A 13,678-nucleotide genomic window follows, 5' to 3' on the forward strand; every position below is an offset into this window, starting at 1 on the left:
GGCCTCAGGCAGTGCGGCCGCCATCCACCGTCACGATGGATCCGGTCATCCAGCGGCTGGTGTCGGCGAGCAGATAGGCGATCATGTGGGCGATGTCGTCGGGATGGCCGAAGCCCAGCGGCTGCAGCGTGCGCAGATGCTCGTACTGCTCGGCGGTCAGCTTCTGCTTGCCGCGCTCGATCAGCTCGGTCTCGACGATGGAGGGAACGACGCAGTTGACGCGGATGCCGTCGCTCAGCAACTCAACCGCCAGCCCCTTGGTGGCGGCGATGATGCCGCCCTTGCTGGCGGCATAGACGACGTTGCCGGGCGAGGCCGCCGTCGCGGCGGTGGAGGAGATCAGCGCCATCGCCGCCCGGTCGGCATGGCAGCCCTTCTGCCGCAGCCCGCGGGCGAGCGCCAAGGCGCTGCCCAGGTTGGCCCGCATCACCTCATCGAAGAAGGCGGCGGAGAAGATGCGGATCGGCCGCAGGGTCTGGATGCCGGCGCAATGGGCGATGCCGTCGAAGGGCGCGTCGTCGGCGCACAGACCCTTCACCCAGCCCGGCACCGCTTCCAGATCCGACAGGTCGAAGGGGGCGATGGCATGGTCGTCTCCTTCCAGACGGTCGGCGGTCTCTGCCAGCCGCTCCTCGTCGCGGCCGTTCAGCACCAGCCTTGCGCCGAGCTTCGCCAGCACCACCGCCGTCGCCCGGCCGATCCCGGCCGACGCCCCGGTCACCAGGATGCGGCGGCCGGTCAGGTCCATGGGGTTGTAGGCGGCCGGGTTGCAGGCGGCTGTCATGGCGGGGAAATCCAGGGTGGTGGCGTATCGGGTGAGGACCATAGCACAGGCGCGTTCCGCCTCCGGCTGCGGCTTTTTCGATGGCTGGAGGATGGGGTCTGGTCAAGCTGTGTCCAGGGCGCCGGACACTGCTATTGTCTGAAATCAAGGATCTGGAAACCAGTTCCCCGCCACTCTGCGCTATGGTGCCGGTCACCGTATCTCCGAAGAGGCCCCCGCCGGGCCCTTGAACACGCGAAGGACAGGACAGCCATGAAAGCCATCATCGACGGCATCCGGATCGCCGGCCTGCGCGCGGTGGTGCCGCCCCAGCGCCATTCCTTCGTCGAGGATCCGGGCATGTTCACGGTGGAGGAGGCGAAGAAGCTGGCCGCCACCATCGGCGTGCAGGAGCGCCGGGTGCTGCCACCACCCTATTGCGCGTCGGACCTCTGCCTCGCCGCGGCGGAAGGGCTGATGGCTCAGCTGGACTGGGACCCGGCGACGGTGGAGGTGCTGGTCTTCGTCTCGCAGGACGCCGACTATGTGCTGCCGGCCACCGCCTGCATCATGCAGCACCGGCTGGGGCTGCCGACCAGTGCGGCGGCCTTCGACGTGCCGCTGGGATGCTCGGGCTATGTCTACGGCCTGTGGATCGCGGCGAAGCTGCTGGGCGGATCGACGGCCAAGCGGGCACTGGTGCTGTGCGGCGACAACCCGACCCGCCACCTGCACCCCGAAGACCGCGCCACCCTGCCGCTGTTCGGCGATGCCGGTTCCGCCACCGCGCTGGAGGTCGACGCGGCGGCCCCGCCCATCCCGGTGGTGATCGGCACCGACGGTGCCGGTGCCCCGCACATCTTCGTCAAGGCCGGAGGCAAGCGCCATTGCCTGATCCCGCCGGTCGGCACCGCCGGTCGGATCGCCGACGAGGAGACCGCAGACCGGCTGGAACGCGACTCCCGCCTGACGCTGAACGGGGCGGAGGTGTTCTCCTTCACGCTGCGCGCCGTGCCGCCCCTGCTGCGCGAGGCCATGGAGCATGCCGGCACCGATGTCGACGGCATCGACCGCTTCGTCCTGCACCAAGCCAACGCTTTCATGCTGGAGCATCTGCGCAAGCGCGTGAAGGCGCCGGCCGACCGCTTCGTCATCGACATGCAGGGCTTCGGCAACACCAGCTCCGCCTCCATCCCGCTGGCGATCTGCCACAGCATGGGCACCCAACTGGCGGCCGGGCCGGTGAAGACGCTGATGGCCGGCTTCGGGGTGGGCTGGTCCTGGGGGGCGATGGTGGCGGAGCTGGGGTCGATGCCGGAGCCGCAGGTGGTGGACTTGCCGGAGGGGTATCCGGTGTTGGCGGTGTGAGGGGACTGACGCTTTGGGGCCTTTGAGACTTATCGCGGGCTGTCGGAATAGAAATTTATCAGGCCTATACGACTGCCGTAGCATAAATACGCAAACGGCGGTCTCGTCCCCCCTCGTTTCTTCAGCGGCGTTGCGCATCGGAGCGACTGTATTTACGATAGACCCAGGTGATCAAGCAAACGCTCAGCGGTGAAGTTACCATTGAGCGCATCCGCCGCCCTTTGCATGGTCCGGCCGAGGGGGACGCGGATGGGGATAGCCCGTTGACAAGCTGCGGCGATCGCATCTGGAGTCCAGCGGTCGAACGTGGGCATCGTGACGACGTTGACGGCCTTTAAACGGGCATTGGCGAGAGAGGACTCGGGCAGGACCACTGCGCATCCCCAGGCCGCTGCTTCGTGCAGGATGCCGGATTCCTGGCGGTCGTAAGCCGGACCATAAGGTAGGACGATCACGTCGCAAGCTGCCAGTTCACGCATGTAGATATCTGTCTCTAAGTCGCCTCTGAGACAGCTTACTCGGTTAGACTCCAAGACGTCGGCGTGCGCGGCCAGCAGGCTTTCGGCATTATAGGTGGCACCTGACGTGTTGATCTGCAGAGTGGCTGTAGCCTCTGGGTTGTTAGCTAACACCGTACGTAAGGCGGACATGAAAACTCCCAAGCCTTTCTGATCCCACCAACTTAAGCCGAAATAACCGAATCTGCAGGTATTTGGCAGGCGGGTGGGTAGAGCGGGTACCGGGATGCGGGGAACAATGAACGGAAAGGGCAGCAATTCGGCTCTAACCCCCGGTAGGCTGTGCAAATGGTCCAGATGAGCGGCGGAAAAGGCAAATAAAGCCCGGCAATACAGTGGACGCTCTTGGCACCATATGAGGAAGCGTCCAAAGATGTCGCTGTTGCGACGATGGATTTCGCCATCTGCCGAGGCGTAGCACTCTTGGCTCCAGAGCAGCGCGGCGAAAGCGAAGGACGCACCATCGGCCAGACGGCGATCAATGGCTTTCATAAAGCCATAAACGTTGCGATGATGGGCTGCTAGAAGGAACAGTAGATCTCCGGGACGCGGGGGAGGAAGTTGATCGACATCCTGATAGAATCGGTAATTGGCGGCTCCGATCTCGGCTACTGGATCGGCAAATTCCCGAATCCGAACATGATCCAAGCTCCTCTCGGCACCCAGTTCGGCAATTAGGCTGGCATCTGCGATTTGACGTGGGACATGGGTACGGCAAGCCAACCCGCGCGTGGTGGCAGCCCTATGCAACTCTAGAATTTGGTGGTAGTTGTGACCGCTACGACTTTCAATGTTCGGTACCAAAAGATGAAGGGTTCGCCCTTCTGGGTGGTCGTCTAAGGTCATTGACGCCAACTCGGTCTCAAGCATCAGTCGTTGAGGCTGTCAGCATGTTCTCGCAAACATCCAAGATAGATTGCCTAGGACGTCGGCCGATGGCGGTCTCCAACTTGTTCAATGTCACCTGAAAGTACCCAGGTGCTGGAACTTCCGACGGTGCATCGATGAAATTGGCGTAATTGAGCCCGTGCCGGGCAAACAGTGCTTGCACCATTGTCCGACCAGTCCAAGTGCTTCCCGTTGCTACACAGTAATGACCAGCTGGTGCCCGTTCTGCCACATCTACCGCAATGTCCATGAATTCGCTTGCGCTTCCCCAGTCGCAATGAAAGTCAAGATTTTGAAGTGTTATGCGGAGGCCTTTGGTATTGGACCCATTTACTAATGCGGAACGCAGGGCAGCAACAACACGGGGAATGAAAAAGGTGGTCGCCCGACGCTCTGACTCATGGTTGAAAAGGTAGAGCGCCGATCCCGAAATGCCATGGTGGCGGTCGTAATGGTTTAGTAGTTCTTCAGCCGTAATTTTGCTGAGGGAATAGAGGCAAGTCGGCATTCGCGGGCTATCCTCGTCCACCACAATCGGAAGGGGATTGCCGAACACCTTGGAGGAACTGGCATAGACGACCCGTGGTCGCAGCTTTTGAAGACGCGCCTCCTCCAGCACCGCATGCAGCGAGCCGATATTCACGGCCAGCACGTCGTTGAACACTGGTTCGTACTGAAACCCTGACGAGCCATGTACCGCCGCCAGGTGCAGCACAACATCTGGTCGTTCGGTTGCGATGCGAGTTCGCACCAAATCGGCATCTCGAAGATCGGTGCAATGATAGGTGTAGGACGGAATTGCAGCTATTCGGGTGGACGGCTGGCGCCCTAGCCCCACCACCCGATAACCGCGACGGAGTAAATGCTCAACGGCCAGACTACCATCCTGACCGTTGGCGCCCAACACCAAAGCTGTCTTCATCTTGGTTTTATCCGATGCCCCCGCAACCCAGCCTCACAGTAGGCCCAAAACATCGTTCCGGAAGGAGGGGCTGTCCAGCATGGTTTCCCACTGGTGCTCCTCTTCTTCAGCGCGGGCGATCTCCTGTTCCATGTTGGCAGCATTGACGATAGTGACTCGTGGCAGCGGAAAAATCATCTGCGTTCCTCTCTTCAGAATATCCGCTTCACGCTGAATAAACTCGCGTTTGAAGTGCCACGGCAAGACCAGATAATAATCTGGATTGGCAGCTCGCGAAGTTTCCTCATCAACGATGGGAATGTTGGTTCCGAGGGTGCGCGCACCCTTTTTCGTAGGATTGCGATCAGAGGCACAGGCGATAGTCTGATTGTTCAGTCCGCACCACTGCAGAATAGTGTTTCCTTTGGTAGAGGCACCATAAATATGAATAGTCTTGTTTTGTGCCGTTAGGCGTTGAAGCAATCGAACCAGTTCGGAGCGCAGGCTTTCGATACGGTGCTGAAATGCTTGATAGGGACGGCCGGTATCGAGTTCAATTTCAAATTCGCGCACCCGCAACTTCCGGATAATGGTGTCAAATTCCGGTCGGTCATAAGAAAAATTATCGGCTTGGCTGACATAACAGCGAATGCTGCCTCCATTAATGCCGTTCAACTCAGCCTTAAAGATGCGTAGGCCGGCTTTGCGCATAATATATTCAAGCGTAGCTAAGCTGTAATATTCAAGATGCTCATGGCAGATCGTGTCGAAGCTGTTTCCAAGAAGCATCAGGGGGAGGTAAGACATCTCTACGACCCAGATACCTTTCGGTGACAGATAATTTTTGATGGAGCGGGCGAAGCCGACTGGGTCCTCCAAGTCATAGAACATCGCGATGGAGGTGACGATGTCGAAAGTTCGTCCCTGTGCGGCGGCATCGAACGCCGGTGATGGAAACAGAGCGTTGACCACTTGGAAACGCTCTGCAGTATCGCGACCGATGTCGGAAGGGTCCACTCCCATCAGTGCGAAGCTATCTGGATAGCTGTTGAGCAGAGTTCCATCGTTGCAGCCGATATCCAGCGCATTTCCAATGGTTAAACCAGTCACCGCCAGAGCCGCCTCAACGATGCCGCGCAGATGGTTTCGCATCGTTGCGTTCGTTCCGGACGTGTACCAATAGTTGGAATAGAGAATGAGCGGCGGCATGCTATGCGCCATCTGCAACAAGCCGCATCCCAACTCATTCTGTGTAACATCGCAGCGGACCAATTGTGTCGGCAGCCGACGCATTGGAGGTGCCGGGTGTCCCGGCTTGTCAAAGGACCCTTGCAGGAACTGGTCACCTAGATCGATCACTGGAATCAAATGTTGTGATCCGCACACGCGACAGGTCTGACGATATGTGATGTGCATCGAAGAAGGCCTCACCAAAACCAGCAAATCGGGGCTACCGGATTTGCAACACGCATCACCCGGTCAATTTTTATTATATTAGAACCAAAATATACCACATGATGTCAAGATTATTTTCTCTTCCCATGAAGCCATGAGCGCTGCTTCTACCCAGAGAGAGGATATTTTTTGATCCCGTTTTTACTTTTAATAAAGAAATTCAGCCAAACTGGATTGCGTCCTGCAATGACACAATCATGCAACCCTCAGGATGAAGGAAGGCTAGATCATGATGGAAAGCCTAATATCGATCCCGGTTAGCTGGGGAGAGCTTTTTGATAAAATCGCGATTCTTGAAATCAAAATCCAGAAGATCGATGACTCTGCCAAGCTTCATAATATCCGACATGAGCTATCTATACTTCGGGGAGTTCAGGATCGTTATTCTTTCCCAGCTGCCGTTTCTACATTATTCATTGCATTGTATTCTGTTAACCAAGCCATTTGGGATATTGAGGATGATATTCGCGAGCAAGAGCGCAGCAGAGATTTTGGTTCCCGCTTCGTGGAGTTGGCACGGTCAGTCTATCGTACGAATGACGAACGGGCTCAACTAAAGCGTGAAATCAACCTTGCTCTAAACTCTCAGATTATTGAGGAGAAATCCTATACACCTTATGACTGATAGCCACACAGGTTATGAAACCGTAGCAGCTGTGCTTGGCGGTGAGCGCAGTCCGATAGTGGGTCCTTCGCCAAGTGAGGTAGAATCTCGCTTATGGCGAAGTCCCGCAATTCTGCCATGGGACCATACCGGTCGATCGTCAGAAGCCAGGACTGAGCCGCTTCCACAAAGCGCGACCGGCGCAGCAATATCTCCGTGATCAGGTGGCGATACCAGGAAAACTGCAAGGATTGCGGCTGGTCAAATGCTGCTTTGGCAGCAACCAAGCCGTCATACAAAGTGGTCACGATAATTCTAGACAAGATATTTGCATCGCTGCTAGTAGTTTCTAGAAAATTATCCGACGAACACCCCCAATAATCGAAATCATGACGAAAAGAACCAAAAACCGATGCAGACGACTCCAGTACTTGAATTAACGGAATTCCGATTTTAGCAGCACTGCTGGTCGCCGCAACTGTCAGGCCGCTGCCGCATCCCATGAAAAGGTCGATGTAATTGGTGAGATGCGCAGTCTGCCGGATGCTGAGGTGCCCTCCCCACAGGATGCGTGGGTTGTCGTTTGCAATCGGAAGGTGGGTTGACAGAATGACCACACAATCAGGTACCGCCGCCGTCACACGCTCCGCGACCGATTGCGCTAAGGCTGGGGTCATGAATGACTGGCCGGATTTTGCGAAACATTCAACCAAGCAGACGCGGCTCCCCCGCGGCGCCACCATGTCGGCGACCCAGGCGTTCACCTCCTCGCGTTCCTCGTCCGTCAGATGGATGTGGGCAATTGCCGGGTCTGTGATCCTGCTTGGATAACCGCGATACAATGACGGGCGGACCGTGCCATCAAAATGACGCATGTTCCCTGGCCAGATCTGGGTCATCACCAGACGGGTGAATTCGCCGGCCCCATGGCGAGCCCAAGCCTCCCGCTCGAATCGGTGCCAAGCGTGCTCCATCTCGGCGAAGTCCCGGACGGGAAATTCCCACCACTCGTCGACATAGGGCAGATGACGGACGGAATCTCGGGTCAGATCGGCGATGCCCCAAGTCAAATGGGCCTTGGGATGGTCGAGCTTAATCTGGCGCGCGACGGCTGTGGCGTAGAGGCAATCGCCATTGGAGCCGAGTTGTCCCAGCAGGATTCGTTCCGTCATTCTTATACCGTTCTCTGGCTTATACCGTTCTCTGATACACGGGCCGCATAAGCATCATAACATCTTTAGCCGAGGTGAAAGGGGTTTCGCCGACAAGGCCGGTTCTGGTCGCAGATTTCAGTGTGTTGCGTCCCATGGGTTGGCTATGGTGCGGCAATCCGATGGTGTGCCGCCAAGCCGGGCGGCTGCGCTGCAAGGGGAGGGCATGGTTTTGCGGCCGGTACCGAGCAACGTTGACATTGAAGCGTGGCGCCAACGCATCCGTGACACCACTCTCGCCAATTATCATTTCCACATGGGATATGCCCTGCAGCGTGGCGGCGAGACGTCCGCGGCGGCAAGCGCCTATTCCCGTGCCTTGGCCGCCCAGCCGGATCACTCCTGCGCCGCTTTCATGCTGGTTCAGCTTGCGACCGCCGCAGGCGATCTTGCTTGGGCCGCTACCGTCGATCAGGCGGCGCGGCGCCATGACCCGGCCTATGACGCCTGGGCGGTCGCTGAACTGGTGCTGAATGCGTTGGAACTTGGAGAATGCGAAAAGGCGGAGACCATTATCTCCATGGCCGCCGGCAACGCTCTGGAAGCGCCGGCGGTTCGGCTGGCATCGGCCGCTGTCGCCAGCCAAGACGGTAACCTGCCGCTGGCCGCCCGGACCTTGACCGGCATAGCGGCGGCTGACCTGAAGCATATGGATCGGTTGGCCAAGACGCCGCTGATGCAGCTGACCCACAACCTGATGTCCGCTGCCGAACTGGATCTGGCCGGGATGCTGCTGGCGGCTTTCGGGCAGATCGTCGATCACGAACCTATGCTGATCTTTATCCGGGCTGTCCTGGCCCGGTGCAGGGGCGCGCTGGTCGAGGCCGAGACGGATTTGAAGTCCCTGTCCGTCCAGGGCTGGAGCCCGACCATGGTGCGGCTGACCTATGCTGCACTTCTGCTGACGACGGGGCGCGGCAGCGATGCGGAGCGTCTGGTGGCGGAGGTGCTGACCGCCGAGCCCAATCATCCCTCTGCCACCGGCATCCAGGCGCTGATCCGGCTGGGGGACGGCGACGATGCGGCAGCCGAGGCCCTGTTGGGGGGCCGGGATTTCTCCCTTCGTCCTGCGACGGATGCCTGGCTTTCAATGGCCACGATCGTGCTGCTGAGCCGATATGGCCGCCACGTGGAGGCGGAAGCCTTGACCCGCTCTCTCATCGCTACGCTGGGGCCGGTCTTCGATCTGGTGATGGCGGCGTTCCCGTTGTCCGCCGAAGCCGGCAATGTGGCCCGTTATGCCGCCGCGGTGGGGCACCCTCCTCGTCGGTGGATGAACGCACAGTAAGGCCATGCGGCTCTCCCTCCTTCAACGCCTTCAGGTGCATCGATGAATTCAGTATCCCTCTACGAAACCGCGACTGGCCGTTGGTGGCTGCCGGATTCAGTGAAGACGGACATTGTTATTCAGGCTATGCGCGCGGGCGAGACCTTCGAACCCGAGGTGGTCGAAGCTGTCGCGAGGTACAGCAGGCCGGGCAGCACCATCCTGGATGTGGGCTCGAATTTTGGCCAGATGGCCATTCTGTTTTCCCGCATGGTCGGACCGGAAGGCTGGGTGCATGCCTTTGAAGCCGATCCCTTTGTGCTGGAACTCCTGCGTCGGAACATCGCCGAAAACGGGGCGGACCACGTGATCGTGCATCCCGGTGCGGTCTGGCATGAGCCGGGCCATAGCCTGATCTATCCCGAACCAGATTTCTCCCGCTTCGGCAGTTTCGGCAGTTTCGGCATCGACCCACGCGCCACGGAAGGCCGCCGGGTGGAATCCCTGACCATCGACAGCCTGGATATCCAGGGCGACATCAGCGTGATCAAGATCGATGTGCAAGGCAGCGACCTCAATGCCATTCGAGGGGCTGTGCAAACCATTCAGAAGCACAAACCAGCTATCGTTTTTGAGTATGAGGTGTTGCTCCAAGATCAGTTCGGTACAAATTTTGCCGACTATGAACGTGTGATCGCGGATATCGGCTACCGTATCGATCATCACTTCTCCAACAATTATGTCATCCTGCCTACCTGATAATCCGTTTCAAGCTGGCTGTTGGGAAGTGCGGCCTCATATCTGACGCTCCATGTCCAAATGATCCGTCATTACGGCCGTTGGGCAGGAGCCAGGGATTGCTGGAGGGCAGCGCTGCCGGGTCATGCCGCCAAGCCTCACGTCCCAAATCTCACGCCCTAGGTCTCGTGCCCTAGTTTTCCCTGAAATTAATATTTTGCCGGCACCGTCACAACATCGGCCCTGCCTCGGCACAGATGGCGCAATGAGGAACTCAAGCGGAATGACGGATGATGCGGGCTGGCCCATACTGCCGGCGGACGTCGCTCTGGTCTCCCTGGATGTTTTCGACACCTTGCTGTTTCGGAAACTGGAGGATCCCGTTCAGCTGTTCGACATCGTGGCAGCCCGGTCCATCGCCGCGGGAGTGATGGACGCATCCCTGGCGGGCATGGCCTTCCGCCGCTTGCGGCAGGCTGCGGAGCAGGAGGCCCGCGCGGCGCAGCAGGAACGCACCGGCAGCCGGGAGGTCACCCTGGCGCAGATTTATGCCTGCCTGGAAGCCGCCCTGCCGGATCCCGCTGCCGTCGCCAGGATCGAACTGGCGGTCGAGGCTGAAACGAGCCTTTCCAATCCAGTTCTTCGCGATTGGTTGCATCACCTGCACCGGCGCGGTTTGCCCGTGGTGTTGCTGTCGGACATGTATCACTCCACCCCGACCATCGCCGCCCTGCTGACGGCGGCGGGGATCGGACCGGACTTGTATCGTCGGCTGTACGTGTCCGCCGACCATGGATGCTCCAAGCGCGACGGCGGACTGTTCGCCCGGCTTCTGGCCGATTGGCCGGAGATCTCCCCCAGGCGGATCGCCCATATCGGCGATGACCCGATGGCCGATGTCGGAGCCGCCCGCAAGGCCGGGTTGACCGCCCTGCTCTACCAACCGTCATTCCGTTATGCCGCTGCCCGTGAGCGGGAGCGTCGCCTGATGCCGGGTGGAGCCTATGACCCGACCCGCCGGCTCGCGGCTTTGCCGGCAGTTACCGACGATCTGGCTTTCTGGCGTGATTATGGCGCCCTGATCCTGGGGCCGGCAGTGGCAGGTTACTGCCGCTGGGTGGTGGAGGATTGCCGTCGGCGGGGGATCGACACCATCCTTTGTTTCTGGCGGGAAGGAGCGGTATTCGCTCCCCTGATGCGCGATTATGCGAACCGGCGCGGCTGGCCTCTGCAGGTCGAAAGCCTGGCGATTTCCCGCCAGGCACTGGCGCCGCTGGCATTGGAGAGGCTGGACCGTGCTCGGGCCCAAGCCCTCCTGCACAGCCGTCCCCATCTGCCATGGAACCACCTGCTCGCCGAAGCAATGGGCAGCGACCCCGCATCGCTCGATCTGGGGGATCTCGCCGATCTCGCCGGCCTGACGCTGGATGGATTGCTGTCGGTGCCGGACGGCGCGCTGGACCGGGTTCTGGCCTGCTTCGACACCCCCGCGGTGCAGGTGCGGGCGAAGGAAACGGCGGCATCCCTGCGCCAACGCCTTGTCCGGTACGTCGCGCCGATGCTGGAAGACCGACACGTCGCCTTGGTCGATCTGGGCGCGCGCGGAACCACGGCAGCAGCGCTGGTGGCTGCTTTGGCGGCGGCCGGTCGGCCGGTCGACGGTTTGCGGGCCTATCTCTGCTACGTGGTGTCCGACATCGCCCGCCATCAATTGCAAGGGCTGGCGGTGAGTGTTTACGCCGGTGACAGTGCGATGGGAGCGGCATTGGGCACCATGCTCTATCGCAGCCCGCAGATGCATGAGCGGGTTCTGACCGGATTGGAGGGCACCACCCTGGGCTACCGCACAGGGACTGATGGCTTGGTACAGCCCGTTTACGACTCCGCCACCGCCACCGGGGAGGAGGTGCGGGCTATTGCCGCCGCCCGTCAGGGTATCGCCCGCTATTGGCAGCTTGGCCTCGATATGCCGCCTCCGATGGCGGACGATGCGCTGCTGCCATTGTATGCGGCCATCACCCTGCCGACCCCGGAGGAGGCACAGCACCTGGGGCAACTTCGCTATGACCAGAATGATGGCAGCGGCGATGAACGGATGATCTGTGACGAGCGGGCGCTGGATACCGTGCGGCCGCTGCTGGAGCGTCAGGCGCAGCCTTTGCTGCCGTTGGCGCTGGGGCTGCGCCCGGCCCTGGTGGGCTGGCCGCAGGGGGCCATGACCATCTTGGATCCCAGGGCCTTGAGCCGCCATCATGATGCCGTGGCCGTCGATGCCGGGCATGGAGCCATCTGCCGCGCCTTTGTGGAAAGCCTGCGGGCGTCGGGGCTGGCGGAAGTCATTCTGCTGGCGGTTGGGGGAGAGGGCGGTATGGGGCCGGCCTTTATCCAGGCCGCCGCACAGCAGGGGCTGGCGGTGGCAGGCTATGTCGACCTGATGCCGGAATTGGTGGCAGGCCGATATTTCCATGATGTGCCAATGCTGGACTTGGCGGATTTGCCCGGCAGCGGCTGCCTGCATGTGGCTCTGGCGACCCTGGGCTACCGCGATCAGGCTCTTACACGGATCGCCGAGGTGTTTCAGGATTCCGGATTGCAGCCGGTTTGCCTTCCCCTTCCGGGATGATTGAGCGCCACCCGTCCGCCTCAATCATCCCAACTGACGAAGAGCATGCTGAACCCGATCGGCTGGCCTGCGTTGGAACTTTCCGTCAGCCGCCAGGGTGTTCATCCCATCGTTTCCCGAACCGCCTTGTTTCTGTGTCTTGCCTTGGCCTCTTGTCCGGGCGTTACACCGGCTCCTGCCCTGGAGCTGGGTGAGGCAAGGCAACCAATCCATCGCCCGCCGGCAGGATGGCGGCGTGGAATCGTGCCTGCTGCAAGGAGGCCAGGCTGGGAAGGATTTGAGGCCAATGCTGAGTGGCGATCACGATGTCAGGCGCGTCGCCCGCTGCTCCGGCCAGCAAATCGTCCGGACCGATGACCTCCAATCCGAACTGCGAGCCGCGCCGATACGTATCGATGAACCCCGCCGGCGATACCCCTGCGGATTGAGCAAACCGGAACGCTCGCTGTCCAGCCTCCCCCGCACCATAAATCCAAGTTGCGGCAGTCCGCAGGCTGTCCCACCGCTGAAGGCTGACCGATTGCCCATCCCGGTAAGCCGGGAATTTGGACTTCAGGCTGTTCAGGTGGGCCGGCATCCGGAACGGGCCGGATATCGGGGTGTGGGGAATGAAGTCATCGCCCACGCGCCGGAGGATCACATGGCCTGCGAGAGGCAGTGCGTCGGGAAACTCCTGCTGAATAGCCAGGGAAACCCCCGGGTGAAAATCCAGCCGCAAAGTCGGGTGAAACTGGACACTGAGGTCTCCTGACGACCGGCAGACATCATCCCCGGCAACAGGAACCGGAAGCTGCGCCTTGCCCACCAGGAGCAGTCCCCCGTCGCGGACCAATGTCCGCGCTCTTTCAAGAGCGGGAACCATCTGGTCGCGATAAAGAGGGGCTTCGAGCAGAACCAGATCGAAGTCGCAGGCAAGAACGGACAGGATTTCCGCCGCCGGTCCTCGCAAGGTATGGATCTTTACCTGATCCGGCGCGAAGCCGGTGTTCCACTGGAAAAGCTCATAGCCCAAATTCTGCTGGGCCAGCCGTAGCGCCAGAAGTTGTTCATCCCGCTGCAAGACACCCAACTCGTTCGGCCGCAGTTGAACATCCCAGCTGTCCACAGCGAAGATGGTCCCACCCAATGGGGCGTGCTTTCCCATAGCATCCGCCAGGGTCAGGGTCGATGCCCCCACCCCCGCACCCACGTGCAGCAAACGCATGGCCCCGGCCTCCGGCGCCGTATCCCGCACCGCGAATTGCAGCAGCGCTGGATCGGTCAAGGCGGGGGTTGCCAACTCCAGATCCGGAAAATAGGGCCTGTCCGGGCTAACCAGTGACAGCAGCGGGTTCATCTGTGT

11 protein-coding genes are annotated in these 13,678 nt (G+C 60.3%); 5 read left to right on the forward strand and 6 right to left on the reverse strand.

Going from position 1 to position 13,678, the window contains the following annotated elements:
- Positions 1 to 4: 4 nt before the first annotated feature.
- A complete protein-coding gene (locus GBZ48_RS19190; RefSeq protein ID WP_246307303.1) occupies positions 5 to 826 on the reverse strand; it encodes an SDR family NAD(P)-dependent oxidoreductase in 822 nt (273 codons plus the stop codon).
- A gap of 210 nt (positions 827 to 1,036) precedes the next feature.
- Between GBZ48_RS19190 and GBZ48_RS19195 the strand changes: the two genes are divergently transcribed.
- On the forward strand, positions 1,037 to 2,131 hold the full coding sequence (locus tag GBZ48_RS19195; protein ID WP_174472462.1) for a 3-oxoacyl-ACP synthase III family protein: 1,095 nt from the start codon (positions 1,037 to 1,039) through the stop codon (positions 2,129 to 2,131).
- A 152-nt stretch (positions 2,132 to 2,283) separates the two neighbouring features.
- Here GBZ48_RS19195 and GBZ48_RS19200 read toward each other — a convergent pair whose 3' ends face one another.
- Genes GBZ48_RS19200 through GBZ48_RS19210 form a run of 3 tightly spaced genes read right to left on the reverse strand, consistent with a single transcriptional unit; the run spans position 2,284 to position 5,854 of the window.
- Positions 2,284 to 3,495, reverse strand: coding sequence for a glycosyltransferase family protein (locus GBZ48_RS19200; RefSeq protein WP_174472463.1), 1,212 nt, complete (start codon positions 3,493 to 3,495; stop codon positions 2,284 to 2,286).
- Between the two features lie 16 nt (positions 3,496 to 3,511).
- The gene (locus GBZ48_RS19205; protein WP_174472464.1) at positions 3,512 to 4,459 is read right to left on the reverse strand and encodes an NAD-dependent epimerase/dehydratase family protein; all 948 of its coding nucleotides are present in this window, start codon (positions 4,457 to 4,459) and stop codon (positions 3,512 to 3,514) included.
- 33 nt (positions 4,460 to 4,492) lie between these two features.
- Positions 4,493 to 5,854, reverse strand: coding sequence for a class I SAM-dependent methyltransferase (locus tag GBZ48_RS19210; protein ID WP_174472465.1), 1,362 nt, complete (start codon positions 5,852 to 5,854; stop codon positions 4,493 to 4,495).
- A gap of 268 nt (positions 5,855 to 6,122) precedes the next feature.
- On the opposite strand from GBZ48_RS19210, the gene GBZ48_RS19215 reads away from it, so the two are divergent.
- A complete protein-coding gene (locus GBZ48_RS19215; RefSeq protein ID WP_246307304.1) occupies positions 6,123 to 6,518 on the forward strand; it encodes a DUF6165 family protein in 396 nt (131 codons plus the stop codon).
- On the opposite strand, the gene GBZ48_RS19220 is transcribed toward GBZ48_RS19215, so the two are convergent.
- Complete coding sequence (locus GBZ48_RS19220) at positions 6,509 to 7,669, reverse strand: glycosyltransferase family 9 protein (RefSeq protein WP_174472466.1); 1,161 nt, start codon at positions 7,667 to 7,669, stop codon at positions 6,509 to 6,511. The two genes, GBZ48_RS19215 and GBZ48_RS19220, sit on opposite strands and share 10 nt — an antisense overlap.
- 205 nt (positions 7,670 to 7,874) lie before the next feature.
- Here GBZ48_RS19220 and GBZ48_RS19225 point away from each other — a divergent pair, with 205 nt between their 5' ends.
- The 3 genes from GBZ48_RS19225 (at position 7,875) to GBZ48_RS19235 (ending at position 12,336) form a co-directional block, all read left to right on the forward strand.
- A complete protein-coding gene (locus tag GBZ48_RS19225; RefSeq protein WP_174472467.1) occupies positions 7,875 to 8,996 on the forward strand; it encodes a tetratricopeptide repeat protein in 1,122 nt (373 codons plus the stop codon).
- A 42-nt stretch (positions 8,997 to 9,038) separates the two neighbouring features.
- Positions 9,039 to 9,734 (forward strand): FkbM family methyltransferase, encoded by a 696-nt coding sequence (locus GBZ48_RS19230; RefSeq protein WP_174472468.1) that lies wholly within the window; start codon positions 9,039 to 9,041, stop codon positions 9,732 to 9,734.
- Between the two features lie 262 nt (positions 9,735 to 9,996).
- On the forward strand, positions 9,997 to 12,336 hold the full coding sequence (locus GBZ48_RS19235) for an HAD family hydrolase (RefSeq protein WP_174472469.1): 2,340 nt from the start codon (positions 9,997 to 9,999) through the stop codon (positions 12,334 to 12,336).
- 163 nt (positions 12,337 to 12,499) lie between these two features.
- On the opposite strand, the gene GBZ48_RS19240 is transcribed toward GBZ48_RS19235, so the two are convergent.
- Positions 12,500 to 13,672 (reverse strand): hypothetical protein, encoded by a 1,173-nt coding sequence (locus GBZ48_RS19240; RefSeq protein WP_174472470.1) that lies wholly within the window; start codon positions 13,670 to 13,672, stop codon positions 12,500 to 12,502.
- Positions 13,673 to 13,678 lie beyond the last annotated feature (6 nt).

The sequence above is a fragment of the Azospirillum melinis genome (assembly GCF_013340935.1).
Classification (GTDB): domain Bacteria; phylum Pseudomonadota; class Alphaproteobacteria; order Azospirillales; family Azospirillaceae; genus Azospirillum; species Azospirillum melinis.

Excerpts from the sequence above, each read along its gene's own strand:
- GBZ48_RS19190 (WP_246307303.1), bottom strand. The coding sequence starts at position 826 with ATGGTCCTCACCCGATACGCCACCACCCTGGATTTCCCCGCCATGACA.
- GBZ48_RS19195 (WP_174472462.1), top strand. The coding sequence starts at position 1,037 with ATGAAAGCCATCATCGACGGCATCCGGATCGCCGGCCTGCGCGCGGTG.
- GBZ48_RS19200 (WP_174472463.1), bottom strand. The coding sequence starts at position 3,495 with ATGACCTTAGACGACCACCCAGAAGGGCGAACCCTTCATCTTTTGGTA.
- GBZ48_RS19205 (WP_174472464.1), bottom strand. The coding sequence starts at position 4,459 with ATGAAGACAGCTTTGGTGTTGGGCGCCAACGGTCAGGATGGTAGTCTG.
- GBZ48_RS19210 (WP_174472465.1), bottom strand. The coding sequence starts at position 5,854 with ATGCACATCACATATCGTCAGACCTGTCGCGTGTGCGGATCACAACAT.
- GBZ48_RS19215 (WP_246307304.1), top strand. The coding sequence starts at position 6,123 with ATGATGGAAAGCCTAATATCGATCCCGGTTAGCTGGGGAGAGCTTTTT.
- GBZ48_RS19220 (WP_174472466.1), bottom strand. The coding sequence starts at position 7,669 with ATGACGGAACGAATCCTGCTGGGACAACTCGGCTCCAATGGCGATTGC.
- GBZ48_RS19225 (WP_174472467.1), top strand. The coding sequence starts at position 7,875 with ATGGTTTTGCGGCCGGTACCGAGCAACGTTGACATTGAAGCGTGGCGC.
- GBZ48_RS19230 (WP_174472468.1), top strand. The coding sequence starts at position 9,039 with ATGAATTCAGTATCCCTCTACGAAACCGCGACTGGCCGTTGGTGGCTG.
- GBZ48_RS19235 (WP_174472469.1), top strand. The coding sequence starts at position 9,997 with ATGACGGATGATGCGGGCTGGCCCATACTGCCGGCGGACGTCGCTCTG.
- GBZ48_RS19240 (WP_174472470.1), bottom strand. The coding sequence starts at position 13,672 with ATGAACCCGCTGCTGTCACTGGTTAGCCCGGACAGGCCCTATTTTCCG.